Origin of the sequence: Zobellia russellii (assembly GCF_044597075.1) — a bacterium.
In the GTDB taxonomy this organism is placed as follows: domain Bacteria; phylum Bacteroidota; class Bacteroidia; order Flavobacteriales; family Flavobacteriaceae; genus Zobellia; species Zobellia russellii.
In genome coordinates this window covers 3850580-3877194 of sequence record NZ_CP139000.1, presented here as the reverse complement: position 1 = coordinate 3877194, position 26615 = coordinate 3850580, and the positions used below count along the sequence as shown (strand labels likewise).

General features: G+C 39.7%; 24 protein-coding genes. 14 read left to right on the top strand and 10 right to left on the bottom strand.

The features are described 5' to 3' along the window. Window positions 1-122 precede the first annotated feature (122 nt). The 13 genes from SJY45_RS15835 to SJY45_RS15775 all read left to right on the top strand — a co-directional run bounded on the left by SJY45_RS15835 (window position 123) and on the right by SJY45_RS15775 (window position 13345). The gene (locus SJY45_RS15835) at window positions 123-2519 is read left to right on the top strand and encodes a heavy metal translocating P-type ATPase (protein WP_400071985.1); all 2397 of its coding nucleotides are present in this window, start codon (window positions 123-125) and stop codon (window positions 2517-2519) included. 190 nt (window positions 2520-2709) lie between these two features. Then, entirely contained in the window at window positions 2710-3090 is a 381-nt protein-coding gene (locus SJY45_RS15830; RefSeq protein WP_400071983.1) for a doxx family protein, read from the top strand. A 195-nt stretch (window positions 3091-3285) separates the two neighbouring features. Next, window positions 3286-3495: a cbb3-type cytochrome oxidase assembly protein CcoS gene (gene ccoS, locus SJY45_RS15825; protein ID WP_289061415.1), complete on the top strand. Its 210-nt coding sequence runs from the start codon at window positions 3286-3288 to the stop codon at window positions 3493-3495. Window positions 3496-3497: 2 nt separating this feature from the next. Then, the gene (gene ccoN / locus SJY45_RS15820) at window positions 3498-5702 is read left to right on the top strand and encodes a cytochrome-c oxidase, cbb3-type subunit I (RefSeq protein ID WP_400071981.1); all 2205 of its coding nucleotides are present in this window, start codon (window positions 3498-3500) and stop codon (window positions 5700-5702) included. Window positions 5703-5707: 5 nt separating this feature from the next. Further along, window positions 5708-5899 (top strand): CcoQ/FixQ family Cbb3-type cytochrome c oxidase assembly chaperone, encoded by a 192-nt coding sequence (locus SJY45_RS15815; protein ID WP_215438600.1) that lies wholly within the window; start codon window positions 5708-5710, stop codon window positions 5897-5899. After that, entirely contained in the window at window positions 5896-6831 is a 936-nt protein-coding gene (locus tag SJY45_RS15810; protein WP_400071979.1) for a cbb3-type cytochrome c oxidase N-terminal domain-containing protein, read from the top strand. The genes SJY45_RS15815 and SJY45_RS15810 overlap by 4 nt, the downstream gene beginning before the upstream one ends. Before the next feature lie 47 nt (window positions 6832-6878). Beyond that, on the top strand, window positions 6879-8297 hold the full coding sequence (ccoG, locus tag SJY45_RS15805) for a cytochrome c oxidase accessory protein CcoG (protein ID WP_400071977.1): 1419 nt from the start codon (window positions 6879-6881) through the stop codon (window positions 8295-8297). A 17-nt stretch (window positions 8298-8314) separates the two neighbouring features. Beyond that, a complete protein-coding gene (locus tag SJY45_RS15800) occupies window positions 8315-8761 on the top strand; it encodes a FixH family protein (RefSeq protein WP_400071975.1) in 447 nt (148 codons plus the stop codon). A 7-nt stretch (window positions 8762-8768) separates the two neighbouring features. Beyond that, entirely contained in the window at window positions 8769-9473 is a 705-nt protein-coding gene (locus SJY45_RS15795) for a sulfite exporter TauE/SafE family protein (protein ID WP_400071973.1), read from the top strand. A 27-nt stretch (window positions 9474-9500) separates the two neighbouring features. Beyond that, the gene (locus tag SJY45_RS15790) at window positions 9501-9989 is read left to right on the top strand and encodes a GTP-binding protein (RefSeq protein WP_215913043.1); all 489 of its coding nucleotides are present in this window, start codon (window positions 9501-9503) and stop codon (window positions 9987-9989) included. Between the two features lie 66 nt (window positions 9990-10055). Then, a complete protein-coding gene (locus tag SJY45_RS15785) occupies window positions 10056-11510 on the top strand; it encodes a vanadium-dependent haloperoxidase (protein WP_400071970.1) in 1455 nt (484 codons plus the stop codon). Between the two features lie 140 nt (window positions 11511-11650). Further along, window positions 11651-12919, top strand: coding sequence for an acetyl-CoA hydrolase/transferase family protein (locus tag SJY45_RS15780; RefSeq protein WP_215438607.1), 1269 nt, complete (start codon window positions 11651-11653; stop codon window positions 12917-12919). A 24-nt stretch (window positions 12920-12943) separates the two neighbouring features. After that, window positions 12944-13345, top strand: coding sequence for a group III truncated hemoglobin (locus SJY45_RS15775; protein ID WP_215438608.1), 402 nt, complete (start codon window positions 12944-12946; stop codon window positions 13343-13345). Here SJY45_RS15775 and SJY45_RS15770 read toward each other — a convergent pair. Continuing rightward, the gene (locus SJY45_RS15770) at window positions 13342-13812 is read right to left on the bottom strand and encodes a pyridoxamine 5'-phosphate oxidase family protein (protein WP_400071968.1); all 471 of its coding nucleotides are present in this window, start codon (window positions 13810-13812) and stop codon (window positions 13342-13344) included. The genes SJY45_RS15775 and SJY45_RS15770 overlap by 4 nt on opposite strands. 234 nt (window positions 13813-14046) lie before the next feature. Here SJY45_RS15770 and SJY45_RS15765 point away from each other — a divergent pair, with 234 nt between their 5' ends. Further along, window positions 14047-15438, top strand: a complete 1392-nt coding sequence (locus tag SJY45_RS15765) for a Gfo/Idh/MocA family protein (RefSeq protein WP_400071966.1) — start codon at window positions 14047-14049, stop codon at window positions 15436-15438. A 63-nt stretch (window positions 15439-15501) separates the two neighbouring features. On the opposite strand, the gene SJY45_RS15760 is transcribed toward SJY45_RS15765, so the two are convergent. The 9 genes from SJY45_RS15760 to SJY45_RS15720 all read right to left on the bottom strand — a co-directional run bounded on the left by SJY45_RS15760 (window position 15502) and on the right by SJY45_RS15720 (window position 26430). After that, on the bottom strand, window positions 15502-16323 hold the full coding sequence (locus SJY45_RS15760; RefSeq protein ID WP_400071964.1) for a universal stress protein: 822 nt from the start codon (window positions 16321-16323) through the stop codon (window positions 15502-15504). Between the two features lie 31 nt (window positions 16324-16354). Further along, the gene (hemN, locus tag SJY45_RS15755) at window positions 16355-17716 is read right to left on the bottom strand and encodes an oxygen-independent coproporphyrinogen III oxidase (protein WP_400071962.1); all 1362 of its coding nucleotides are present in this window, start codon (window positions 17714-17716) and stop codon (window positions 16355-16357) included. A gap of 73 nt (window positions 17717-17789) precedes the next feature. Then, entirely contained in the window at window positions 17790-17999 is a 210-nt protein-coding gene (locus SJY45_RS15750) for a hypothetical protein (RefSeq protein WP_215438613.1), read from the bottom strand. Window positions 18000-18008: 9 nt separating this feature from the next. Beyond that, complete coding sequence (locus tag SJY45_RS15745; protein WP_400071960.1) at window positions 18009-18515, bottom strand: DinB family protein; 507 nt, start codon at window positions 18513-18515, stop codon at window positions 18009-18011. 193 nt (window positions 18516-18708) lie between these two features. Beyond that, entirely contained in the window at window positions 18709-19260 is a 552-nt protein-coding gene (locus tag SJY45_RS15740) for a hypothetical protein (RefSeq protein WP_400071958.1), read from the bottom strand. Between the two features lie 41 nt (window positions 19261-19301). Next, window positions 19302-20426: a glycerate kinase gene (locus SJY45_RS15735; RefSeq protein ID WP_400071956.1), complete on the bottom strand. Its 1125-nt coding sequence runs from the start codon at window positions 20424-20426 to the stop codon at window positions 19302-19304. Window positions 20427-20436: 10 nt separating this feature from the next. Then, window positions 20437-22041, bottom strand: coding sequence for a sodium:solute symporter (locus tag SJY45_RS15730; protein WP_400071955.1), 1605 nt, complete (start codon window positions 22039-22041; stop codon window positions 20437-20439). A 299-nt stretch (window positions 22042-22340) separates the two neighbouring features. After that, a complete protein-coding gene (locus SJY45_RS15725; protein WP_400071953.1) occupies window positions 22341-23651 on the bottom strand; it encodes an MGH1-like glycoside hydrolase domain-containing protein in 1311 nt (436 codons plus the stop codon). A gap of 100 nt (window positions 23652-23751) precedes the next feature. Then, entirely contained in the window at window positions 23752-26430 is a 2679-nt protein-coding gene (locus SJY45_RS15720; RefSeq protein ID WP_289061384.1) for a TonB-dependent receptor domain-containing protein, read from the bottom strand. Window positions 26431-26615 lie beyond the last annotated feature (185 nt).

The window sequence follows — 26615 nt, the reverse complement described above, 5'->3', positions numbered from 1 at the left end:
CTCTATTATTTATACCTGACACTACAAAGGTACCGTTCGTAATCTACACAAAACCTGACAATTGTCATGTTTTTAAACATCTATAACCCGCACCTTTGTAACAGGTATTAGCAAGTGTAAAGATGAATTCTAATAATTGTTTCCATTGCGGTAATGACTGTGAATCCAATGCCATAGTCTTAGATGATAAAAATTTCTGTTGTAACGGCTGCAAGACCGTTTATGAAATTCTATCTAGCAATGATTTAAACTACTATTATGATATACAATCGGCTGCAGGGGCAACCCCAAAAGCTATTGATGGAAGATACGCTTTTTTAGATTCAACAGCAATTACTGAACGCCTTATTGAATTCAATGATGGAGACATCCAAATTGTTAACCTCCATATTCCACACATTCATTGCAGTTCCTGTATCTGGGTGCTTGAAAACCTTAACAAACTAAACGCGTCTATAAAAAGTACGCAAGTAAATTTCCCTAAGAAGACGGTCCGTATTACATACAACAGTGCTGATGTTTCATTGAAAGAAGTAGTTACCCTATTAGCAAGGATTGGTTATGAGCCTAGTATATCATTAGATGATTTTGATAACAAAAAGAAAGGTACTAATCGTAGCTTAATTTATAAACTTGGGGTTGCAGGTTTTGCTTTTGGCAATGTCATGTTTCTTTCTTTTCCGGATTATTTTGACCTCTCGTCCAGTGATGCATCGGGCGGTGAGTTCTGGCTCAACAGATATGAACCGGTATTTCATTGGCTCATGTTCCTGTTTTCATTGCCTGTCCTCCTCTATGCGGGCAGGGATTATTTTATATCGGCCTATAAAGGACTACGAAGTAACCTATTGAATATAGACGTACCCATTGCCCTAGGAATTTTGGTACTCTTTCTGCGCAGCACGCTAGAAATTACATTTGGTTGGGGAAGCGGATTTTTTGACTCCTTAACCGGCCTGGTATTCTTCTTGCTCCTTGGAAAATTCTTTCAGCAAAAAACCTATTCTTTTTTATCGTTTGAACGTGATTATAAATCCTATTTCCCTATTGCCATAACCCGAATTTCCAAAGAAGGCAAAGAAGAAACCGCTCAAGTGCACGACATAAAAAAAGGCGACCGCTTATTGATTAGAAACGAAGAATTGATTCCTGTTGATGGTATACTGATAAACGGACAAGCCCGTATTGATTATAGTTTTGTTACCGGTGAATCCGAACCGGTTAAAAAAGAATCCGGAGACAAAGTCTTTGCCGGCGGAAAACAGCTTCAGGGTGCTATAGAGATGGAGGCCTTAAAATCAGTTTCACAGAGTTATCTTACCCAATTGTGGGGCAACAGTGTTTTTCAAGAGGATAAAGCCACTAAGTTTCAGACCTTGACCGATAGCATTGGAAGAAGATTCACCATTGCGGTGCTTTCCATTGCTTTTTTATCCGCACTGTTCTGGCTTGTATATGACCCAAGCAAAGCTATGAACGTTTTTACGGCTGTCTTAATAATTGCTTGCCCATGTGCGATTGCTTTGGCCTCACCCTTTACCCTTGGTAATATGCTACGTATTTTTGGCAGGAAAAAAATTTACCTGAAAGATACTAGGACCATAGAACAGCTCGCACAAATAGATACCGCTATTTTTGATAAAACAGGCACCATTACTACTTCTAAAAAAAGTACCGCCACCTATGAGGGAATGCCCCTCTCGGAAGCTGAAGCTTCTTTGCTTAAAAATACCTTGCGAGGCTCTAACCACCCACTAAGTAGAACCCTTTATAACCTGTTGGCCGAGCAAAACATTATTACCCTAGATGAATACGAAGAGCATATTGGCAAAGGTGTGGAGGGCATAAAGGACAACACCCACATAAAAGCAGGTTCCGCCACTTTTGTAGGCAACACAGAAACTGCCGATGCACTTACGACTTCGGTACATGTTAGCAGTAATGACACCTATAAAGGCCGCTACGTTTTTCACAATCAATACCGTGATGGGGTTTCTGAAGTATTTCAAGAAATGTCCAAAAATTTTGGATTGGCTATCCTATCAGGAGATAACGAAGGAGAAAAACCACGATTGGAAAAATTGCTGCCCAAGCTTACGCCTCTTTACTTCAACCAAAAACCACAGCACAAACTGGAGTTTATAAAATCCTTGCAAGAACAAGGTAAAAAAGTGCTCATGGTAGGCGATGGACTAAATGACGCCGGAGCACTGGCCCAAGCCGAAGTAGGACTTGCCATTTCCGAAAACATTAATGTTTTTTCTCCTGCTAGTGATGGAATTATGGACGCTTCCAAATTTCAACAGTTGAACAAGTATATCATGGCTTCCAAAAAAGCTATGAAAATTATAAAATTATGCTTTCTCTTATCCTTAATGTATAATATTATTGGTCTATACTTTGCCATTACAGGACAACTGGAGCCTGTAATCGCAGCCATTTTAATGCCTTTAAGTTCTATAAGCGTAGTGGCGTTCGCAACGGTGGCTACCAATGTAATAGGAAGAGAATTAAAATAACCTCTAAAGGCTATTCTTACAAAGGAGAAGAAATTGAATGCAACCGGAAAACTTAACTGTTAAAAAACCAATCCGAATGCTATAAAAAGTTAGGTTTGTAAGGTTCAAAAACCAACTCAACTAGACTAAACAATACATGCCTTCTTCAAAGACAGCTTTGCTATACACTCATTTTAAGAAAATTTCACTCTTGCAAATCTCAATAGGTGTCGTTTACCTATGGTTTGGGAGTTTAAAATTCTTTAGTGATGCCAGCCCGGCCGAAGAAATGGCCAAAGACACCATTAGTGTGCTCACGATGGGACTTATCCCTAGGGAAACCTCTATCATTCTTTTGGCAATTTTAGAAGCGGGAATCGGTATTTTCCTGCTTCTGGATATCTATAGAAAGCAAACGGTAATCATAACCCTTTCCCATATGGTCTGCACCTTTACCTCTCTTTTACTTTTAAGTGAGATATCGTTTACTTCTAGCCCTTTTGCCCCTACTCTCCTTGGCCAGTACGTAATCAAAAACTTGATTATAATTGCGGCTTTAATTTCCATTTACCAGAACACCAAAAAAGCCTAAACTTCTGCTATAGGCCCACTTTCATGCAACTCAAAATCTGTTTTCACTTTTTCCTCACAAACAGTTACGCAACACACACAATAACAGACAATTAACACGCACACAAATAATCTTCAAGGTATTTATCAAAACCTGATATAAGTCATATTTAATGGCGAAACCGTACCGTAGTTTTACACCATAATTCAGGTAGGTATGAGTGTAATTTATGTGTTATTGGCTATCAGCATTCTTGTTGCGGTCCTATTTTTCATAGCATTTATCGTTTCAGTTAGAAGTGGTCAGTATGATGATTCGTACACCCCTTCTGTACGCATGCTTTTTGAAGATGAATTGGTCTTGCCTAAAAAGACGGTCACTAAAAAAGTAGAGAAAGAGAAAATCCAACTAAATAAACAAGTATAATTATGGAAGTTCAGCAGTTTTATTACGATAACAAAATCGTGAAAAATTTCCTCTATGCAACCATGTTTTGGGGTATTGTAGGTATGTCTGTGGGCTTATTATTGGCCTTTATGTTCATGTTCCCCAATTTAACCGATGGTATTTCATGGTTAAGTTTTGGTCGCTTACGCCCGTTGCATACCAACGCGGTAATTTTTGCATTTGTAGGAAATGCCATTTACGCCGGGGTTTACTACTCCACTCAGCGTTTGCTTAAAGCACGTATGTACAGTGATTTTCTGAGCAAGTTTAATTTCTGGGGTTGGCAACTTATTATTGTTGCGGCGGCCATAACACTCCCTTTGGGGTATACTAGCTCTAAAGAATATGCTGAACTTGAATGGCCTATAGATATTGCCATTGCTTTGGTTTGGGTGGCTTTTGGGGCTAACCTAATTGGTACCATGATCAAAAGAAGGCAACGCCATCTATATGTAGCTATTTGGTTTTACCTGGCTACGTTCGTAACGGTTGCCGTACTTCATATTTTCAATAATATTGAATTGCCCGTAAGTGCCTTAAAAAGCTACTCGGTTTACGCAGGAGTTCAAGATGCATTGGTACAATGGTGGTACGGCCATAATGCGGTAGCTTTTTTCTTGACTACCCCTTTCTTGGGGCTTATGTACTATTTTGTTCCAAAAGCGGCCAACAGACCGGTATATTCTTATAGACTTTCTATAGTTCACTTCTGGTCTCTAATTTTCATTTACATCTGGGCAGGTCCGCACCACCTATTATATTCTGCTTTACCGGATTGGGCACAGAACTTAGGGGTTGCTTTCTCGATTATGCTTTTGGCTCCTTCTTGGGGTGGTATGATCAACGGACTATTAACCTTGCGTGGGGCTTGGGACAAAGTACGTACCGATCCCGTTCTAAAATTTATGGTGGTTGCCATTACCGGTTATGGTATGGCCACTTTTGAAGGTCCAATGCTTTCGCTTAAAAACGTGAACGCCATTGCCCATTTTAGCGACTGGATTATTGCCCACGTACACGTTGGTGCTTTGGCGTGGAACGGATTCTTGACATTTGGTATGATCTATTGGTTGGTTCCTAAAATGACCAAGAACAAGTTATTTTCTACCGGCTTGGCAAACTTTCACTTTTGGATCGGAACCTTGGGTATCATTTTATATGCATTGCCCATGTATGTTGCCGGGTTTACACAGGCCTTAATGTGGAAAGACTTTAACCCAGATGGCACTTTGGTTTACGGTAACTTCTTAGAAACCGTAGTAGAAATTATGCCTATGTACTGGATGCGTGCTATTGGGGGCAGCCTCTATATTTTTGGAGCAATAGTCATGATCTATAACGTTGTTCGTACTATAAAATCCGGTAGCGTTATTGAAGACGAATTGGCCGAAGCTGCAGCACTTACTCGTGTTTCAAAACATAGAACAGCTGGTGAAACTTTCCATACATGGTTAGAGCGTAAGCCTATTCAATTAACAATTTTAGCAACTGTTGCTATTTTGATTGGCGGCATTATACAGATTGTGCCGACCATATTGGTGAAATCTAACATACCCACGATTACCAGTGTAAAACCTTATACGCCTTTGGAACTTGAAGGTCGTGACCTGTATATTCGAGAAGGTTGTGTTAGCTGTCACTCACAAATGGTTCGTCCTTTTAGAAGTGAGGTAGAGCGTTATGGCGAATATGCAAAGGCAGGTGAATTCGTATATGACCACCCATTCCTTTGGGGTAGTAAACGTACAGGGCCAGACCTATTAAGGGTTGGAGGAAAATACTCCGATAACTGGCACCTGAACCACATGTACGACCCACAAAGTACCTCATCCGGTTCAATAATGCCTGCCTACGCTTGGCTTATTAGAAACGAGCATGACCGAAGCAATATTCAAACTAAAATGGAAGCCATGGTAACCCTTGGCGTGCCTTATACCGAAGACGATATTGCAAATGCCGATGCCCTAATGGATGAGCAGGCAGAAAAACTTGAAAAAAACCTGTACACAGACCCTGATTTTGCAAAAAGCTATGAGGCCGATAAAGCCTATGCCGCCGAAAACGGTGAGGAATTCGTAGAAATGAGAGATCGTGAGATTGTAGCTCTAATTGCTTACTTACAACGTTTAGGCACTGATATTAAGGTGAAAGAAACCGGGGAATTATTATCTGACAACAAAAATTAGAAATCATGTTCAAATTTGTAAAAGGTTACATGGAAACTATAGATGGTGTAGCAACCTACCCCATGATATCATTACTCATCTTTTTTGTGTTCTTCACATTGCTGTTCTGGTGGGTAATCACAGCCTCAAAATCATATATAAAGGAAGTTAGCGAATTGCCTTTAGAAGAAGATAACCAACAAAACCTAGACCTATGAAAAATACATCTACATGGTGGATCAAGATACCGCTCATATTCTTTTTAATATTCGGGTTAACGGAGTTTTTCGTTGATTCCGGTGAAATGCCGGCCTTTATAAAATACCCTATGGTACAGGTGTTCCTGGTTTTTATCCTGTTTTTGCTTATCGCAATTGCGGTAATTACCAGGGCCATTGAAAATGTAATGTTCCAAACACTTTCAAAAGAAGGACAAGAACGTTATCTAGCGGCCAAAAATAAAACCTTTGAGTGGGAATGGGGACAAAGAGTCTACCAAAAAATGTTGGGTTCCAAGCCAATTGAAAAAGAAGGCGAAATTATACTAGACCACAACTATGACGGTATACGGGAACTAGATAACAACTTACCTCCATGGTGGGTGTATCTTTTCTATGCTTCCATTGTTTTTGCCGTAGTGTACATGGCCCGTTTTCATGTGTTCAATGACTATGATCAGGATCAAGAGTATGAGCAAGAAGTTGCCGCAGCCCAATTGGAAATAGAGGAGTATAAGAAAAATGCAAAAGATCTTGTTGACGCCAATACCGTTGAACTGCTCACAGATGCAGGAGACCTAAAGGCTGGTCAAACTATTTTTGAAAGCAATTGTGTAGCCTGCCATATGATCGATGGTGGCGGTGGTATTGGTCCCAACCTTACGGATCAAAACTGGATTCTTGGTGGAGGCATCAAAAACGTATTCCATACCATATCCGAAGGTGGTCGTGATGGCAAAGGTATGATTGCATGGAAACAAAACTTAAAACCTGCAGAGATTGCACAGGTAGCAAGTTATGTACTAAGTTTTGAAGGTACCACTCCGGCAAACCCAAAAGCTCCCGAAGGTGATGTTTGGGTAGACCCCAATGCGCCTGAACAAGCTGCACCAGAAGTAGAAATAGATTCTGCTTCGGTTTCCGTAAACTGATTAATGCAGGGTTCATATACCCTGTTAGCTGATAAAGCGAAAAGAAAATGGCACAAGACCAAGATAATTTTAGAGATTCAATTGGCACCATCAAAGAAGATGGGAAAAGGGCATGGGTATATCCCAAAAAACCTAGTGGCAAATTTTACAAATACCGTAAATATGTTAGCTACGTGCTCCTTGCATTTCTGATTTTATCGCCTTTTATAAAAATAAACGGCAATCAGTTTTTAATGTTCAACGTGTTGGAAAGACGTTTCAACATCTTTGGTTTTCCTTTTTATCCGCAAGATTTTCACCTTTTCGTTATATCTATGATCATTGGGGTGGTTTTCATTGCCTTATTTACCGTTGCTTTTGGTCGTATTTTCTGCGGATGGATGTGTCCACAGACCATCTTTATGGAAATGGTTTTCCGTAGGATAGAATATTGGATAGATGGTGACCGCGGTGCCCAAATGCGTTTGGATAGACAAGAATGGAATGCCGAAAAAATTCGGAAACGGGCATTAAAATGGTTCATTTTCTTTGTCATATCATTTATAATAGCCAACGTGTTTCTTGCCTATTTAATCGGTAGCGACAGATTGATACAATACATTACGGATGGACCGGGGCAGCATATAAGCACCATGGTTTCGCTACTGATTTTTACTGCGGTATTTTATTTTGTCTTTGCTTGGTTCAGGGAACAGGTGTGTATTATTGCGTGTCCTTATGGCCGCATGCAAGGGGTACTTTTAGATAACAAGTCTATTGTTGTGGCGTATGACCATAAACGTGGAGAGGCCGAAAACGGCAGAAAAAAATGGCGTAAGAACGAGGACCGTGAAGCGCTAGGTCATGGTGATTGTATAGACTGCTTTCAATGTGTAAATGTTTGCCCAACCGGGATTGACATTAGAAACGGAACACAGTTGGAGTGTGTTAATTGCACTGCTTGTATAGATGAGTGCGATACCATTATGGAAAAAGTAAACCTTCCAAAAGGTTTGATCCGTTATGCCAGCGAAGACGAAATAACCAAAAAAGAAAGGTTCAAGTTTACGCCTCGCTTAAAGGGGTATACGGCGGTATTGGTCATATTAACCGGAGTACTAATTGGTATGATGTTCTTAAGAAATGACCTTGAAGCCAATATTCTAAGATTACCGGGACAGCTTTACGAACATAAAGAAGGTAATATTATCAGCAACGTGTACACCTATAAATTGTTGAATAAAACCACCAAGACGGTTGAAGATGTTCACTTTAAATTGATATCCCCAAAAGGGAAAATTAAACTGGTGCGCCACGAAAATTTTGATGTACAGCCAGAAGCTTTGGCAGAAGGTACCTTGTTCATAGAAATTAATGCATCCGCTTTAAGCGGAGACAAGAACAACCTAAAAATTGGGGTGTACAGTAAAGACAAATTAATAGAAACTACCACGGCCCGCTTTTTGGCGCCACGTAGTTACAAATAGAACCTAAATAAAAAATCATGAAAATTAATTGGGGTACAGGTATTGTCATAGCTATCATCGCATTTATCAGTTTTATCATGTTTTTTGTGGTCAAGATGACTACCAGCCATGATGCCAATCATGATTTGGTAACCGAAGAATATTATAAAGCCGAACTTGGTTATCAGAAAGAAATAGACGCGGAGCAAAATGCCATTGACTCCCATGAACAAATTCAATTGAAAAAAACCGCCGACGGATTGTTGGTGATTTTTCCCAAAACATATTCAAACACTACGGTATCCGGTATTGTATCCCTTTACAGACCGTCCAATAAGCACTTGGATTTTGACTTACCCATTAGTCTGTCCAATTCACATTTGCTCATACCTGACAAACGCTTGTTGGATGGTCGTTGGGATATAAAAGTTACTTGGAAACACCAAGGAAAGGATTTTCAATACAAAGAAAGCATAACCTTTTAAGAAGCATATGATTCTATCTGCACTCATATTAGGACTTATGGGAAGTTTGCACTGCGTAGGCATGTGCGGGCCCATTGCCTTTATGCTTCCTGTAGATAGAACCAACAACTTCAAAAAACTCGGCCAGATCTTTATTTATCATTTTGGTAGGCTTATGGCCTATGCCATCATAGGACTTGTTTTTGGCCTTGTTGGAAAAGGCCTGTCCATCTTTGGCGCCCAACAGAAACTCTCTATTGCCATAGGTGTTTTAATGATTTTGCTTGTATTGATTCCCTATAAAACATTCAATAAATACAATTTATCCAAACCCATTTACAAAGTCATATCAAAGGTTAAGAACCAACTTGGAAAAGAACTGAAGAAAAAATCGGCAGATACCTTTTTGACTATTGGATTCTTAAACGGATTTTTACCTTGTGGTCTGGTCTATATGGCACTTTTTGGAGCAATTGCCATGGGCAACACTTTACAAGGTGGTCTTTACATGATGTTATTTGGACTAGGAACTATTCCTCTTATGACAACGGCAATCTATTTTAGTGGTTTACTAAAAGGAAGCGTACGTCAAAAAGTACAAAAAGCTATTCCCGTTTTTGTAGTGGTCATAGGTTTACTTTTTATCCTTAGAGGTCTTGGACTGGGTATTCCATACGTATCCCCTGCTCCTGTAACTCAATTAGCTTCAAGTGCTATAGAATGCCATAATTAAGGGCCTCGGCCATAAAACCATTCTCTTATGAAACCGCTACCCAACGAAATTATACTTCGCCCAAGGTTTCAATTGGATGTGTCCGAAACCAAAGAGTTGGTACTCCAAAAATTTGAGACCGCCGCATACCCTCCTTTTCTAGTTAAAAGGCTTGACGAACATGTTTTTATCAAATTTGATTTTAAAAACAATCATTTTTGGTCGCCTCAACTCCATTTACAGATAGATGAATTAGATGAAACCAATTGTCGTATCTACGGTGTTTTTGGCCCAAACCCAACCTTATGGACCTTCTTTATGTTCGTACATTTTATAATAGCCTGTTTATTCATCATTTTGGGAATTTGGGCCTATTCAAGCTCTTCCTTAGACAAACCTTATCATTTACAGTTAGGGCTAATGATAACATTGATAGTGCTATGGTTCGCTCTATATTTTTTCGGAAGGGGCGGCAAACAAAAAGGAAAACCCCAAATGAAAGAATTATATGCCTTTATGACGAAAGTTCTTACGTGATAAATTTTTGAGATTTTAAGGCCTTCCTTATATTTGAAAGTTAACAACAACCTAACAATCAATCAAATGAAACGTATTTTAATGCTAACCCTTACCGTAGGGTTATTATACTCCGGCGTAGCATTCGCCCAAAAAAATCAAGAAGAACCAAGAGGAACGAAAAACATAGCCTATAAGTGGGGCAAAATGGCATTGGATGCAACAGCTTCGGACACCGAAAAATTTAAACCTAGGCCCACCATAACCTCCCGTTACCTAGGTCTCATTTTCGTTTCTATTTTTGACGCATGGTCTAGATATGACAAAAACGCTATACCTGTTTATCTGAAAGGCGTAGACCGTAGGCCCGCAGATGAGCAAAATCTAAAAAACAAAGAGATTGCCATTAGCTATGCCGCTTTTGGAGCCATGAAGGAATACTATTATTCAGATACGGAAATGTTCCGGAAATTTATGGTTGACTTAGGGCTTGACCCAGATAATACTTCAATGGACCCAAACACTCCCGAAGGGGTTGGGAATTTGGCCGCAAAGGCCACTATTGAAGCTAGAAAAAATGATGGTAGTAATCAATATGGAGAGGTTACAGGCTCTAACGGAGAACCCTATTTTGATTATACCAATTACAATCCCGTGAACACCGCAGATGAAAATACGGATATTAACCGTTGGCAACCCAAGTATTTCTCCGATGGAAAAGGAGGGCAATATGCCCCAGGTTGCCTTACCCCTTACTGGCAAAAGGTAACCCCAATTACCTTAACTTCAGCGGATCAATTTAGACCGGGGCCTCCCCCAATGGTTGGCTCCGAACAATTAAAGAAAGAAGTTAAGGAAGTTGTAGACCTACAAGCCAATCTTTCGGATGAAGAAATTGCGTTGGTTGAATTTATGAGAGACGGACCGCAGTCCGTTCAGCAGGCCGGTCATTGGCTTAAGTTTGCCCAAGACGTTTCTCGTCGTGACAACCATACTTTAGATCAAGATGTAAAAATGTATTTCCTAACGGAAATTACGGCTATGGACGCTTTTATAGCTTCGTGGGATTCAAAAATGTTCTATGATTACGCCAGACCGTATGCCTTAGTTCATGAGTATTACAAAGACCAAACCATTAAAGCTTGGGGTGGACCCGGTAAGGGAATAGTTGAAATGAAAGGACAGGAATGGAGACCTTACTCGCCAGATATTTTTCTATGCCCACCTTTCCCTAGTTACACTTCGGGACATAGTACTATTAGTGGTGGTTGTGCCGAGGCGCTTCGCCTTTTTACAGGCGATGAACATTTTGGGGAATCCGTAGAACTTATTCCTGGTTCCCTAACCGAACTGGATTCAGTTCATTTTGGAAAACCGGTTACCATACACTTTCCAACATTTACCGAAACCGCAAACATGGCAGGTATCTCTCGCGTTATGGGCGGGTATCATATTCAAGCCGATAATATAGCTGGTCTACAACTAGGACGGGATGTAGCTTCTCAAGCTTGGAAGTTTTACAACAAGCATTTGGGCAAATAAGCAAAACATAGTTGTACAAAAAGCAAAAATGGGAATCCTAAAGGGTTCCCATTTTTTATAATGGCACTAGCCAAAATATGATATTGTTCATGTTTTAAAGAGCCTCTAGTATAGATATTTGCATGACAAAATAGATTGTTATGAAAATTGTTTCCAAAGCCGAGGCCGCAGCATCTGTAAAATCCGGAGACCGTGTATTTTTTCAAGGGGCCGCAATGACCCCTAATGTTCTTATAGACGCCTTATGCGATAGGTATGAAGAGTTGAAAGATGTAGAAATTATATCTATTCATACCGAAGGCGATGCCAAATATTCCCGAGCACCTTACAACAAAAGCTTTAGAATGAATAGCTGTTTTGTGGGCAGTAATATTAGGAACATGGTCAATAGTAACTTGGGGGATTATATCCCTATTTTCTTAAGTGAAATCCATCTATTGTTCAGACAAGGCATCTTACCTATAGATGTAGCCGTGGTACAAGTTTCTCCTCCCGATAAACATGGATATTGCTCACTTGGTGTTTCGGTAGATGTTACGCTACCGGCAATTCAAATGGCGAAAAAAGTAATCGCACAGATTAACCCTTCCGTACCCAGAACCCATGGAGATGGCATCATTCACATTAATAATATTGACTGTGCCATAGAGGTAGATTGCCCTATACATGTACATGATATCCTATCCATATCTCCCGTTGAAGCCCAGATAGGCAAAAACGTAGCCGAACTGATAGAAGATGGTGCCACCTTACAAATGGGTATTGGAAGCATACCTAACGCAGTATTGAACAATTTAGGCAACCATAAACGGCTAGGTATCCATACCGAAATGTTCTCAGACGGGATACTGCCTTTAATAGAACAGGGAGTAGTAACAGGGGAGGACAAACAGATAAAAACCGGAAAAATTGTTACCTGCTTTGCCGTAGGGTCACAGAAATTATATGATTTTGTGGATGACAATCCTTCGGTACACTTTAAGGAAGCTGCCTATACCAATGACACCTCCATTATAAGAAAAAATCCAAAAGTAACGGCAATTAATAGTGCTATTGAAATAGACCTTACAGGTCAAATTTGTGCCGATACCATTGGCAGCAGACAGTATTCCGGTGTGGGAGGGCAAATGGACTTTATCCGTGGTGCATCACTTTCAAAAGGAGGAAAACCAATTTTTGCCATGCCATCGCTTACTGCAAAAGGTATCTCTAAAATAACCCCCTTCTTAAAACAAGGAGCCGGGGTAACTACAACAAGAGCACATGTTCATTATGTGGTAACAGAGTATGGCGTAGCGCATCTTTTTGGAAAAAACCTAAAAGAAAGAGCCAAAGCTTTAATTGCCATAGCCCATCCTGACTTTAGACAAGAACTTGAGCAGGCCACTTACGAACGCTTTAAGAACTAAGCCTAATAGTGTATTTTTGATGTAATGGGAAAAAAGGAAATTAAAAGCAGAGACGATGTAAAGCTACTTGTTGAAACCTTCTATGGAAAAATACGGGAAGATGAAACCCTTGGCCCTATTTTTAATGGAATCATTTCTGATTGGGAAGCGCACCTAAAGCTTTTGACCGACTTCTGGGAAACCCAACTTTTTCTGCAGCGCAAATACAATGGCAACCCCGTTACCGCCCATCAAGAAGTAGATGATAAAACCCATGGTACAATAACTTCCGAACACTTCGGTATTTGGTTGAATCATTGGTTTGCCACCTTAGATGAGCTTTTTGAAGGAGAAAGAGCTTGGATTGCCAAAAACAGAGCTCAAAAAATGAGCACCATGCTCTTCATGCAAATGTATCAGCACCGGCAGACAAAACCAAACGCTTAAGTGGTTTCGTTTCTATATTTACCTACTATATCCGAAATATGGATGCAATACACTACAGGTGCTTCCTTGGATTCAATTTTACTTGAAAAATCGCCAATAAAATCCACCTTAGTTTCTTCATTTCTATTTAAAAGCTCGTGCACACCATTAGCAAAGGTGTGAAGGTATTTTTTAGCCGTAGGTCCTTTTAATTCTTCAAACGTACCATTAACCTTTACGGAACGCCAATTATGAAAGGCCTCAATATCATCAACTTGTAATGCCACTTGAGAATAGTTCCGCATAGATTCAACTTTATGGCCCTCCCCTGAGTAACTTATCAAACATTTATTTTCCCTATCATAAAAATAGGTAACCGGAACAATATGCGGACTCCTACCTGCCACATACGCCAAATGACCTATGCAATGACCACTTAAAAATTGCATGCAATCATCCTGTTTCATTTCACTAACTAATTTTGCCATAACTGTTTTGTTTTGATTGCCATAACTGTTTCTTACTAGTAAATATAAAAAGTTTGCAAATGGAATGCTATGATAATTATCAGTTTACGGAAAGTAATCCGTTTTAATAGTTCTTTTATATAAAGCCACATACGTCTAGAATGCTCATTTTGGCAATATCCATGATTTGCAGTAGCGATAACAATTGTCTAAATTACACTTCCAAACCACCTAATTAGTAATCGTCCTCAAAACATGAAACAAAATTCCTCACGAAGATATTTTCTTAAAAAAGCCGCTTTAGGTTCAGCTGCAGTAACCTCTGCCCCATTTATTTTATCGGCATCTAAAGATGAAAGCCTCCTAATGCAACGTGCATATGAAACCAGTGTATTCACGTCTAACGACCAAATAAACCTTGCCCTAATCGGAACCGGTATCCAAGGCATTTTTGATACCCAAGCGGCACTTACCGTTTCCGGTGTAAAACTGGTTGCCGCATGCGACCTCTACACCAGTAGGCTGGAAAGGGCCAAAGAATTATGGGGCGAAGCAATTTTTACGACCCGGGATTATAGAGAAATTTTAAATAGAAAAGATATTGATGCCGTTATCATCGCCACTCCTGACCATTGGCACCAGAAAATAGTGATAGATGCCCTACAGGTCGGTAAACACGTTTATTGCGAAAAGCCTATGGTTCAGCAGTGGGAAGAAGGCCAAGCTATTATTTCTGCCCAAAAAGCATCCGGGAAAATATGTCAAGTAGGTAGCCAAGGAATGTCGTCCTTAGGAAATGAAAAAGCCAAGCAATTATACAAGGAAGGTGCCATTGGCGATATTGTAATGTTGGACTTCTACAATGACCGTTATTCAGCGGAAGGTGCTTGGCAATATCCCATTCCACCAAATGCCAGCAAAAAGAATGTTGATTTTGACACATTTCTTGGGAAAGCCCCCAAAGTTTCTTTTGAGCCCAAACGATTCTTTAATTGGAGAAATTATAGAGACTATGGAACCGGTGTTGCAGGTGACCTCTTTGTTCATGCCTTTTCCACTTTGAACCACGTAATTGATTCCCACGGTCCTGACCGAGCCATGGCTACAGGAGGATTGCGATACTGGAAAGACGGCAGGGATGTGCCTGATGTTAGCATTACGCTTTACGATTATCCAAAAACTGAAACCCATTCCGCTTTCAACGCTGCGTTTCGTATCAACTTTATTGCCGGAAGCGGCGGTGGTAGTGGTTTTAAACTGATCGGCACCGAAGGAGAAATGGAAATCGGCCAAAATTCCGTTTCCCTAAAACGCTCCAAACTTAGTTTGGTTCCCGGTGGTTACTCTCTTATTTCTTTTCCCGAAGCTATGCAAGAACAAATCAAAAACGGATATGCCCAGCAAAATCTGGAGACCAGAGCCTCCGCTTTAAAAACCGGAACTACCAAATGGCAAGCACCAAAAGATTACAAAGGTGGCCATCACGACCATTTCTATAATTTCTTTACCGCCATAAGAGAAAACGGAAAAGTCATACAAGACCCAACTTTTGGATTACGAGCCGCCGGAGCAGCGTTACTGGCCAACGAAAGTTATTACAAAAAGGAGCCTGTACAATGGAATCCTACAGAAATGAAATTAAAATAGGTTACAATAAAAAGGGCGGCCCGTATAAAACGTACCGCCCATAGTTGCGTAGTTTAAGTGCATCTATATTTTAAAGGTCACCACCGGAATATTAGAGTGGTTTACAACATCTTCGCCAATACTTCCCATAAAGAAATGGGCCAATCCTTTACGGCCATGGGTAGAAATACCAATGGCATCGGCACTATTATTTTTACTGTAGTTTAGAACACCGCGCTCTACACTATAATCATTATATATTTCAACTTGCAACGCTTGGTTTACCTTACCAATGAAGTTATTTATACGCGTATAAATATCATTGGAACTCATAAAATTATCGCCTGGCGTATTAATATACACTAAATCCAATTCTGCGTTAAGCATAGTTGCAAAAGCTTTTGCCTTTTCAAAACCTGCAATGCTTTCCTCCTTAAAGTCGGATGCGAAGACAAAACGGTTAATAGTAAAATCCGCAATCTCATTTTTGATAACCAATACGGGAATATCAGCATTTCGCACGACTTTTTCAGCATTGGAACCAATAAAAATTTCTTCTAGACCATCCGTGCCGTGAGAACCCATAACAATGAGTTCTGCATTATGATCTGCGGCAATTTCATTCACCTCACTAAATACTTTATAATGTTTAATTATAGAGGTAACCTTTAGGCCTTTTAAATAAGGTTTATTAAGAAACTCGTTAAATCTTTTCTCGGCCAATTTTATTAGAAAAACAGTTTGCTCAGGGTGAAATCCCTCCGTAGAAGTTATCATGGCCTGGTTCAGCTCCAACATATGCAGTGCCAAAATTTCGGAGCCGTGCTTTTTGGCTAATGATACCGCCACTTTTAGGGCATATTCTGACTGTTGGGAGAAATCTAAGGGTACAATTATTTTTTTCATGGTACAACTATTTTTAACGATTAGGGCAACATTAAACGGTCATAGAAAATAACCTTCTTTGGGGCTCTTTTTTATGTAACAGCACATCAAACGCCATACATATATTCCTGATGAAAGGGCGTCCTTTTTCGGTTACCTCTATACCTGAGCAGCCTATATTTACCAATTTATCCTCTTCCATAACACGCAGCCTTTCCACAACCTCATCTATCCTTTCAAAACGTTGACTGAACAAACCCCATGAGGTTTTAAAACCGCACATTAAATTTAGGATATGCTTCCTAATTACGCGATCTTCATCCGTTAAGATATGACCTCTATAAACCGGAATAACTCCATTTTCAACCAAATGTTGGTATTCTTCAATACCTTTTACGTTCTGGGCAAAACCGTACCAACTATCACTAATGCTCGAAGCTCCCAAACCAATCATGGCTTGGGTCTTAGATGCGGTATACCCCATAAAATTTCTGTGTAAACTACCAGACTCCATGGATTTGTAAAGTGAATCTGTTGAAAGAGCAAAGTGGTCCATACCAATTTCATGATAACCGACTTCTGCTAACAGGGCCTTACCGGTCTCGTACTGTTGGCGTTTCTCTTCGGCCGTTGGCAAATCGGCATCTTTATAACCTCTTTGGCCATTTCCTTTTAACCAAGGCACATGAGCATAACTATAAAAAGCCAAACGGTCTGGTCGTAATTCTTTTGTGCGTAAAATAGTTTCGCGAACATGCTCTTCTTTTTGAAATGGGAGACCAAAAATAATATCATGACCTATGGATGTGTAGCCAATCTGCCTAGCCCACTCCGTAACATTTTTTACGTTGGCAAACGGCTGTATCCGGTGTATGGCTTGCTGTACTTTAACATTGTAATCTTGTACACCAAAACTTACGCGCCTAAAACCAACCTCATATAGCGCCTGTAAATGTTCTTTAGTTGTATTATTGGGGTGCCCCTCAAAACTAAACTCATAATCTTCCGCTCTTTTGGCTAGGCTAAAAATGCCTTTGATCAAGTTTTTTAGGTGCTCAGGAGAGAAAAAAGTAGGTGTACCACCTCCCAAATGCAGTTCTTTTATAATTGGGCGCTCCGAGAATAAGTCACAATACAGTTTCCATTCCTTTAATACGGACCGGATGTACGGTTCCTCTACCTCATGCCTCTGCGTAATACGTTTGTGACAGCCACAAAACGTGCACATGCTTTCGCAAAACGGTAAATGTATATATAAACTTATGCCTTCTTCTGCGTTGCTTTCTTCAAAACTTTGGATTAAACTGGATTTCCATTTCTTAACCGAAAAATTATCCATATTCCAGTATGGAACAGTGGGGTAGCTGGTATATCTAGGTCCGGCTACGTTATACTTCTGAACTAAACTACACATAAATTATATCTTGTTTGATACAAACTTAGTCCAGTTACAATACTTAAAATATGATATTTATCAGGTGCGAAGATTATAGCTCCTCACAGGCAAAACCTTGCTCTTGTAACAATGAGGCTACCTTAGAGGAATGCTGACAGGTTTCGACCCGGAGGATATTGTCACAATCCTCCAAGTCAAAATTCCATCTACCTTCGGGTTCTACCATACGATTTAAAAAGGGCTTTAAATACCTTATTTCCTTTCGTTTTCCTACAGTTGTTTTAAAAACTAGAACGGTCATACCCAAGATTTAAGCTTCCGATCTATCATAAAACATGGGCGGCTCAATACCCAAGGCCCGTAAATACACATACCCCTGACCTCTGTGGTGTATTTCATTATCTATAAAATATTGAATAGATGAAATGATAGTACCTTCATACTCCCCAAACAATTTAATGGTCTCCTTAAATTTTTCAATTCCTATCTTAGACCAGTTGGCATTGATTTCTTCTGTAGTTTTATCCCAAAGCTCCAACACCTTGCTTTTACTGTTTCCGTGAGCTACCTCTTCCGTAAAAGGCACCGCCTTACCTGTCACTATTTCCTGAATACCCGGCCCCGCAATGCTTAACACTTCATCAACCATTTTTGAAAACGGGCGCATCCCGCCAATGGAGAAATCAAAATAATCTTTCTCTGGAAAAGCTTCAATTACCTTTCTGGTCAAAGCTCTATGCCCTTGCCAATGGGCCAATAGTTCGGCAGGAAGAATTACTTGTGCTACTTGTTCGTTAGGAGAAATTGCTGTGTTCATAATTTACATTTTTAAGGTTCGTATTGTATTACAAGAACAAATGTAAAAGGGGGCAGTGACAGCAGTTTGTCAGTAGTAAAATTGAAATGCTATATTTTTAGAAAGATTGATATAAGATAAGTTGCATTTTAGAACACATTAGTAAGATGAACTCATCAGATATAGGTTTTATGTCTTCCAAATCCATCATTCTTTAATTGTCACGTTGTTTTTCAATGTATACCAAATCAGTTCTCAAATCTTCAATTAAGACATAATACTTTTTAAAAAGTTTTTTTTGAACACCCATTTCACTTTTTTCCGAACTGATTATGTCCTTCAAATTATTATCTATTTCCGACAACTCTCGATTTTTCAACAGTGTTTTAACCTTCAAATTGCGTTGGACTGGTTCATACCCATTCTGGAAAATGTGACAAATAGTATGTCTTTTGTATTCCAAAAAATCAAATTCAGCCAATGGAATGTTTTCTTTAAAATCTTCAATAAATTTCAAAATACGTTGAAATAACTGAATCTTGAATATATCTGATGTGGGTATCTTAGGAATAATATTTTGGCAATATTCATCTCCCTCCTTTAAAAACTGCACCAATTTAACTATAAATAACTCTGCTGAATTATGATTGTATTCTTTATTTATCTCGACATTAAGTATAAACAAACTATGAAGCCATTGAAGAAACTGCAATTCTTGTACAATACCCTTTTTGACATATTGATACTTAAACTCCTCATCTTTCATTTGGTTGAATTTAAGGCAAAATTAGAGATAACAGATAAACTTCATTTTATTAATCGGGCGAAATTATAACTGGCGTTTACCAAATTTGAATAACTGGAAGCCATAGCCTGGGGTAATGTAGAAACTCCCCTTACGATTGAATTTACATAGGCCAAACCAAACTTTTCTTGCTGTTCTATGGATATAGAAACCGAACCACAAAGCGCAGCAACCGGAATGTTACTTTTCTGGGCAGAATTGACCACTCCATTAATAGTTTTACCGGATAAGGTCTGCTCATCTAGTTGGCCTTCACCCGTAATAATCCAATCGGCATCTGCAATTGCGTCATCAAAATGAGCCAGTTCCTTTACCAAATCTATACCGGAAGTCAGCTCTCCCCTTAGAAAAAGGATAGCCCCACCCCCAATTCCACCAGCGGCACCTGAACCTTTTATTTTTTGAAGATTTATATCGTAGGTATCCAACGCTACTTTGGCAAAACTCTTTAAGCCTTTATCCAGAATTTCAATTTCCTCTGCGGAAGCTCCTTTTTGCGCCCCGTATATCATTGCCGCACCATTTTTACCATAAAATGGATTGGAAACATCGCAAGCAATTTTGAATTTTGCATTGGCCAACAACGGATGCACCTGTGAAGCATCAATACTTTTTACTCTATTTAGACTATTTCCTATAGGCTCTAACTCCTTACTGAAGTCACCTAAAAAACGATACCCTAAGGCATTGGCCATACCCATACCGCCATCGTTCGTGGCGCTTCCACCTATTCCCAAAATAATTTCTTTTGCTCCCCTTTCTAGCGCGTCCGCAATAAGCTCTCCTGTTCCAAAAGTAGTGGTGTGCATACAGTTTCTATCCGCATCCTCTAATAATTTTAGTCCGGATGCTTCCGCCATTTCTATATACGCAATATGAGTTTCAGCCGCATATAAATATGAGGCGTTTATAGGCCTGAATAATGGGTCGTTTACCGTTATGGCAACCTTCTCCCCCTGTATATAATGTTTAACCACATCAATAGTGCCGTCCCCACCATCGGCCAAGGGCATTTTTAAGATTTCGGCATCATTAAACACCTTCTTTAAACCCTCCTCTAAAGCGTCACAAAACTCAAATCCAGTAAGGGAACCTTTAAATTTATCCGGTGCTATTATAAATTTCATAGATGTGATTTTAGTTCAAAATACTAGGCAACGAAATGCTGAACATTACTATAGCGGTAAAATAGGCTAATAAAATAGCCACCTCTTTCTTCCCGGAATAGTAAACCACCTCCAAGCCTTCATTAACTTCCCTCTTAACCGTATAACTGACCGCAAGAGCTACCAAAACAGTAACCAAACATCCTAGGGCGTTCCACCAGAACCAGAAGATTTGGGGCACATATAACCAAAGATAGATATTAAAAAACACCCCAACCACAATTCCAATATTAGCTCCAAGGGCATGTGTTCTCTTGGTAAGAATTGCCAGAATAAATGCCGCCAATATAGGTCCGTAAAAAACGGAACTTATTTTATTAATGACCTCTATGACCGTACCTTCTATATTTCCCGCAAAAAAAGCAAAAAACAGACACACAAGTCCCCAAAAGATAGATAACAGCTTTGAGTAGGTCATATATTTTTTGTCAGCCATATTGGGGTTAAACCGTTTCACAAAATCCTCCATAGTAACTGCGGAAAGGGAATTTACGGTAGAACTTAAAGTAGACATAGCCGCAGACATGATGGCAACGATAAGTATACCTATAACACCATTTGGCAAATATTTTATAATGAAAACCGGCACCATTAAATCTGCCTTTTTTCCTTCCAAGGACGAAATATTGGCTTGATAAACCACATCCATCTGTTCCTGAAAACTTGCATCCTGAACCAAGAGGGTACCCAATACAAGTCCCATAATACAATAAGTTAACGTAAAGGGAAACCTGAGCAGGCCATTGGCCATCATTAACTTTTTAAGATTGGACATGCTGCTTGAAGACAACAACCGTTGTGACTGGGTCTGATCTGTTCCATAGTAGGAAGCATATAGAAAAAAGCCCCCAATTACCATGGGCCAGAAACCAAATTCGTCATTACCCTCTGCATTTGAAAAACCCCATTTGCTAAAATCAATAGCCGTAACACGGTCCCTATCCACATGGGTCAGAAAATTATCTATGCCGCCCAACTCACTAAACCCGTAGAAAAGACAGATAATAATACCAATGAAAAGAATACTCATTTGGATAACATCTCCCCAAATAACCGCTTTCATTCCCCCTTGGTAGGAGTAAACCATGGTAATCAAACCTATGATCAAAATGGATATCCAAAAATCCAACTGTATGGTTGCTTGTAGAATCAATGCCATGGTATAGACCATTACACCTGTTGCTACCGACCTACTTATTTGAAAGACAAAACTGATAAGCAAACGAGATGAAGCATCAAAACGTTTTTCCAAATATTCATAAACACTTACAATTCCAGATTTATATAAAGTTGGCAGTACTGCAATCAGTAAAAAAGCCATTGCCAGAGGAACTCCTAATTCATAGGCCAGCCATTGCATACCTCCACCATCTTTTAGCCCAACAAAGGCCGGTGCAGATATAAAACTGATAGCCGAAAGTTGTGTAGCCATAGCCGAAAGGCTTAAGGGCAACCAAGATGTTTTTCTCCCCCCTAGGAAATAATCGCCCCCGGAATTATTTTCCTTGAACAAAAAGCCCAGCCCCAAAAAGGCTACTAGGTAAAGAACGATTATGATATAGTCTAAATAATTCATGAGTACAAATACTTTTGGTTTGGTGTCCTATTCTTTATTCTGTTCAACACTCAGAATATGATAAACATTTGCCATACAATTATTTTAGAATTCTAAAAATACAGCAGAAATATCTTACATTTTAATATAATTGACTCTCCATGGCGGAAATTGTATTCAATTAACAATTTACCGCCATTTTGAGTCTCATGAGAACAAGAGACGCTCAACAACTAGCAACCAGTCTACGATAACCGCCCAGGTTATACGCATACATAGACTTGCCTCCTATCCTCAATCTAGATTACAACAGAGTACTTTTAACTCTTTAACAAGTCTATTACCAGTGCTGCACTCCACGAGAAGTTATCACCACCATATCCTTTTCTTTTTTCCTCTCCGGTATCTTTCCTACAATCGAAATATTCAAAAAAGCCGTCTCTCTCAATAAGTTCTATGGAATCTTGCTTAACGCGATTTGCAATATCATTGTAACCATAATCCTTTAATCCGCGGTACAACATCCAATTCATATTGATCCACACAGGTCCTCTCCAGTATTTTCTTGGGTTAAAACGATCATCAGTAGGATCAAAGGATGCACAAAGGTATTTGTCATCTCCACCAAAGCGATCCATCATGGTATGTACTAATTCCACAGCTCTTTCTTTACTGGGAATTACAGCGAACAATGGAGAAAAGGAAGATGAGGAGACGTGCCTGATCGGCTTTTCATTCCTTAAATCATAATGAACATAAGCGCCCAATTCCGTATTCCATAGTTTTTTATTGAAAGATGCAATACTCTTTTCCTGGTTTTTACGCAGGTAGGCTATTTTATCTTCATTACCTTCTATCATTTCATAAAGCTCTATTAAAGCCTGATTTGATTTAATGAGCATGGCATTGAACAGTGGATCTTGCACCAAAAACGGGGAAAGTTCGGCTATTTTAGTATCATCATAGTTGTTCTCTTTTGCAATATCAATGATGTATAAATAATGGTCGTACTCTCTCTTGGATGGTCTTTCCGAAGCATCAACATGGGTAGTATCCTTTCGTTCAAAAGTATATTCCGGCGGGTTCATCGTATCCCAAATATCGTCCCAAACAGGAGAGTTATCCGTTCCCGATTCCCAATTGTGGTAGATATAAACCAGACCTTCATTTTGTGGGTCTCGGTTTTCATAGAAATATACATGGTTATCATATACCTTATCTATCTGCCCTTTAATAAAGTTGAGCATATCTTCCTTATCATCTACAATATTTAGCATATCCTGTAGAATAAACCCTGTAACCGGAGGCTGGGTCATTCCTGTAGATTTATATTGCTTTGAAGAAAGAGGATGCAAATCTGACCGGTGAAAATCGTGACCTGGAAAATAAGAATCGTCATCTGTATGAAAAACAATGTGCGGTATAAAGCCATTATCCCATTGTGCGTTCAGCAAGGTCTCTATTTCTTTTTTTGCGTGATCTGTATTATAATGGGCCAAACCTACGGCAATAAAACCGCTATCCCACTTCCATTGAAATGGATAGAGTCCTTTACTAGGGATAGTAAAACCCCCTTCTTGAAAATTGGCGTCTAAAACGCTAATTGCCCTATTGATTATATTTTCTTTCATAACGTGCATAAGGATAAAACACATTGGCAGCAAGCCACCACCAATGTGTCTTTGAATTAAAAACTGACTAAACTAAACTCAAACTAAACTCTAATGGTTTTTAGAAGTTGAAAGTGGCCGTCAAGAAGAACCTTCTTGGAAGTATGGGACGACCTACAAAAAACTCTGTTTCGCTCTGGCCAGCGGCACCTGCCCTCGGGTTACCTTCCGTAATACCATCACTATCAAACAAGTTGAAGATGGAAAAACCTAAACGTACGGATTGGTTTTCTTCCGGTTTACCAAAAGTGTAACCTGCACCCAATCTACCAATTGGAATAGCATCTAGTTCTATGTCATTAACATCAGAAGCATATTTACTGCCCGTGTAATTCACACCAAAGTTGGCATCAAATTTATTGTTGTCATAATAAGCTCCCAAAGACCCTAAAAAGTTAGGTTGTCTTGCTAATTTATTTCCTACGTTGGCTTCTGTAGAGGTGCCGTTCACCAAATCAAAGTCTGTGTTTTTAGTAATTTCATGACCTTGGTAGGTTACTGTTCCCCTTAGGTTAAAATTACTCGCCACTTCATAATCACCTGTAGCCTCCAAACCAATGGTTCTAGTATCTTGCTCAGAACGGGTTTCATCAATTAACTGTCCGCCAACAATAGCTTGCTGTATTTTAACCCTGTCCTTTAAAGCCACATAGTAAGCGGCAACCGACCCCGAGAACTTAGGCGTACCAAACTTGGCACCGGCCTCAAACTGAATAATATTTTCTGGGTCGTACGGATTTTCAGAAATACCCGCTACTGGTGCAAAACCCCTTATTTGAGGGAAGAAATACCCTTTTGAGAAGTTAGCATAAAGGTTCGTTGCATCGCTCAACTCATAAAGACCGGCAAAAGAAACCGCCCAACCTGAAGCTTTAATAGAAGACCTAATGAAGCTTCCATCTGCAGTTTGCACATCGCTCAATGCTGTAGTCAACTCGGGGTTGTCATAAACCGTTGCACTTGTTATTCCGCCCTTAGCGTTCTCACCATCTGTATGCTCATATCTGAAGCCTACATCAAAACGCCATCTATCAAAAATCATCTCATCGGTTAGATAAAAAGCCATTCTATTCTGGGATAGGAAGTTATTTGAGGTCTGACCGATACGGTTGTACAAACCGCCTTCCGAATAAACTACATTATCTCCGGTTCCATCCGTATAGTTTAGATTTACCAATCTAGGGGCATTGTTAAACTCGGACAAAACACGATACTGGTAATTTACATCCTCTGCCTCTGTACGTGCTATAAAAGTACCTAAGGTTATGTTGTGGCTACCGCCGTTCATGGTTTCAATGGATTTTGTCAACGAAGCCTCTCCGGAATAATCCGTCATTGGTCGTAAACGGTCTACGTGAAGGTTGTCTATTACCAAATCTGAACCGTTTATTTGAGAATTAGGATTTCCTCCTTGGTACTGTGCGGTGTACCCTAGATTGCCAGGAGCAATGCTTGCCACGTAGTTATCCAACGTAATAGGATTACCATTATCTCCGTTTCCACCAACATAAAGGGCAAAATTATGTTTATAGTTGGCGTATTTTACTTTAGACTTAAATCTTAGGTCATCTTCCAATCTATAGTCAAAATCCGCTAAAAGGTAACCACCTGTGGTAGAAACACCATCGGCAATAGGGCTATTGTAAGTCCCTCCTGGGGTAAGGAAAGAAGTATTGGCCAGTTCACCGGTCAATAACTGTTCTACTGGCTCACCGTCATTTCCGGCCAAACGCTCTCTACTTCCACCGGACAAAGGTAACGGAAGGTAGAACTGGGCCTTATCGTTAATAAACTGACCATGTACGGTAAACGAACCTTTATCAAATTTCTTCTTAATATTGGCTCTGAACTGCACCCCTTTTGTAGGCAACCCCGTATCTATGGGTCCACGATCATGTCTTACAAATCCGGTAAAAGCATAGTAGGTATTGGAATCTTCTCCACCCAATTGGCCACCGCTGTAAAAGTCGGTTTTTAACCGTCCCATATTGGCAACTTCTAGGTTTATAATATTACCAGGATTGGTATCTCCCGTTTTACTTGTATAGTTAATGATACCGGCCACAGAACCTGCACCATATAAGATGGCAGAACCACCACGTACAAATTCCACCCCTTTAAAACCAATATCCGGTCTTGCGTATACATCATGCGCGGAAGAATTTAAACCAAATGTGCTCATTAAAGGCATACCATCATATTGTAGAGGATTGAATACATACTGACCACCAGAAGGCAGACCTCTAACAAATACATTAGTTGCCGTTTCACCACCACCACCTTCTGCAGTAATACCAGGCACACTTCGCAAAATATCTGCCTGGCTATTGGCCGATAGTTTCGTGATTTCTTTCATTTTTACAGAGCTAATGGACAATGGAGCTTGCTTTTGAGACCTGAACGTACTGGACGCGGTCAAAACCACCTCATCTAATTGTTGCCCTCCTTCTTGTAGCACAAAATTTACGGTTATATCCGCTCCATTTAATTCCACTTGCTTGTCAAGCGTAGTGAATCCTAAATATGAAGTTCTTAGGACTTGGCTACCTTCTAAATCTGTTGTAAACGTATAGTTGCCATCAAAATCTGATGTGGTACCAGAAGTACTACCAACTAGTATAATATTCGCTCCTGGAATGGGTTCCCCAGCACTATCCGTAATGGTTCCGGATATTCCTGTCTGGGCAAAAGCACCAGTACTGAGTAGGAGACCGACAACCGCAAAAATTACCTTTTTCATAATTATAGTTTTAAATTGAGTGAACTTGAGTTATTGTTAATTTCATAATACACAGCCAAAACTATTTGAATATCATATTATTTCGACAAAAAAATTGCAAATTTGATATGCAAACGTTCCCGCAATCGTTTGCAATTCTTAATTTTATGCCAAATAAATTTGCATTACGCTGAAAATCAATAGGG

What these genes read in the sequence shown, in the direction of transcription:
- hemN (WP_400071962.1), bottom strand. Translation starts at nt 17,716, where the DNA reads ATGTGTAGTTTAGTTCAGAAGTATAACGTAGCCGGACCTAGATATACC.
- SJY45_RS15790 (WP_215913043.1), top strand. Translation starts at nt 9,501, where the DNA reads ATGAAACCGCTACCCAACGAAATTATACTTCGCCCAAGGTTTCAATTG.
- SJY45_RS15815 (WP_215438600.1), top strand. Translation starts at nt 5,708, where the DNA reads ATGTTCAAATTTGTAAAAGGTTACATGGAAACTATAGATGGTGTAGCA.
- SJY45_RS15740 (WP_400071958.1), bottom strand. Translation starts at nt 19,260, where the DNA reads ATGAAAGATGAGGAGTTTAAGTATCAATATGTCAAAAAGGGTATTGTA.
- SJY45_RS15745 (WP_400071960.1), bottom strand. Translation starts at nt 18,515, where the DNA reads ATGAACACAGCAATTTCTCCTAACGAACAAGTAGCACAAGTAATTCTT.
- ccoN (WP_400071981.1), top strand. Translation starts at nt 3,498, where the DNA reads ATGGAAGTTCAGCAGTTTTATTACGATAACAAAATCGTGAAAAATTTC.
- SJY45_RS15810 (WP_400071979.1), top strand. Translation starts at nt 5,896, where the DNA reads ATGAAAAATACATCTACATGGTGGATCAAGATACCGCTCATATTCTTT.
- SJY45_RS15735 (WP_400071956.1), bottom strand. Translation starts at nt 20,426, where the DNA reads ATGAAATTTATAATAGCACCGGATAAATTTAAAGGTTCCCTTACTGGA.
- SJY45_RS15750 (WP_215438613.1), bottom strand. Translation starts at nt 17,999, where the DNA reads ATGACCGTTCTAGTTTTTAAAACAACTGTAGGAAAACGAAAGGAAATA.
- SJY45_RS15780 (WP_215438607.1), top strand. Translation starts at nt 11,651, where the DNA reads ATGAAAATTGTTTCCAAAGCCGAGGCCGCAGCATCTGTAAAATCCGGA.
- SJY45_RS15770 (WP_400071968.1), bottom strand. Translation starts at nt 13,812, where the DNA reads ATGGCAAAATTAGTTAGTGAAATGAAACAGGATGATTGCATGCAATTT.
- SJY45_RS15765 (WP_400071966.1), top strand. Translation starts at nt 14,047, where the DNA reads ATGAAACAAAATTCCTCACGAAGATATTTTCTTAAAAAAGCCGCTTTA.
- SJY45_RS15785 (WP_400071970.1), top strand. Translation starts at nt 10,056, where the DNA reads ATGAAACGTATTTTAATGCTAACCCTTACCGTAGGGTTATTATACTCC.
- SJY45_RS15725 (WP_400071953.1), bottom strand. Translation starts at nt 23,651, where the DNA reads ATGAAAGAAAATATAATCAATAGGGCAATTAGCGTTTTAGACGCCAAT.
- SJY45_RS15730 (WP_400071955.1), bottom strand. Translation starts at nt 22,041, where the DNA reads ATGAATTATTTAGACTATATCATAATCGTTCTTTACCTAGTAGCCTTT.
- SJY45_RS15775 (WP_215438608.1), top strand. Translation starts at nt 12,944, where the DNA reads ATGGGAAAAAAGGAAATTAAAAGCAGAGACGATGTAAAGCTACTTGTT.
- SJY45_RS15760 (WP_400071964.1), bottom strand. Translation starts at nt 16,323, where the DNA reads ATGAAAAAAATAATTGTACCCTTAGATTTCTCCCAACAGTCAGAATAT.
- ccoG (WP_400071977.1), top strand. Translation starts at nt 6,879, where the DNA reads ATGGCACAAGACCAAGATAATTTTAGAGATTCAATTGGCACCATCAAA.
- ccoS (WP_289061415.1), top strand. Translation starts at nt 3,286, where the DNA reads ATGAGTGTAATTTATGTGTTATTGGCTATCAGCATTCTTGTTGCGGTC.
- SJY45_RS15800 (WP_400071975.1), top strand. Translation starts at nt 8,315, where the DNA reads ATGAAAATTAATTGGGGTACAGGTATTGTCATAGCTATCATCGCATTT.
- SJY45_RS15795 (WP_400071973.1), top strand. Translation starts at nt 8,769, where the DNA reads ATGATTCTATCTGCACTCATATTAGGACTTATGGGAAGTTTGCACTGC.
- SJY45_RS15720 (WP_289061384.1), bottom strand. Translation starts at nt 26,430, where the DNA reads ATGAAAAAGGTAATTTTTGCGGTTGTCGGTCTCCTACTCAGTACTGGT.
- SJY45_RS15835 (WP_400071985.1), top strand. Translation starts at nt 123, where the DNA reads ATGAATTCTAATAATTGTTTCCATTGCGGTAATGACTGTGAATCCAAT.